The organism is Cupriavidus phytohabitans, assembly GCF_017815025.1.
GTDB lineage: Bacteria > Pseudomonadota > Gammaproteobacteria > Burkholderiales > Burkholderiaceae > Cupriavidus.
The window spans coordinates 1-271 of the sequence record NZ_JAGIQB010000299.1 but is presented as its reverse complement, the minus strand read 5'-3'; the positions used below and the strand labels follow the sequence as shown (position 1 = coordinate 271).

The window sequence follows — 271 nt, the reverse complement described above, 5'->3', positions numbered from 1 at the left end:
GTCCGGCCATGCTGATGCGTGAGATGGTGGCCGCAGGCTACCTGGGCCGCAAGACTGGCCGGGGCGTGTACGTCTACGGCAAGTAATCGTTACTTGCACCCCTTCTACCGGAGATACAAAGCATGACGCGTGAAGTCGTAGTGGTGAGCGGTGCCCGTACCGCGATCGGGACCTTTGGCGGCAGCCTGAAGGACGTGGCGCCGGCCGAGCTGGGCGCACTGGTCGTGCGCGAGGCGCTGGCCCGCGCGCAGGTGTCCGGCGACGACGTCGG

1 protein-coding gene is annotated in these 271 nt (G+C 67.2%); it reads left to right on the top strand.

From position 1 onward, the window contains the following. Positions 1-122 precede the first annotated feature (122 nt). A partial coding sequence (locus tag J8I34_RS34560) for a thiolase family protein (protein ID WP_500784444.1) occupies positions 123-271 on the top strand: 149 nt, incomplete at its 3' end.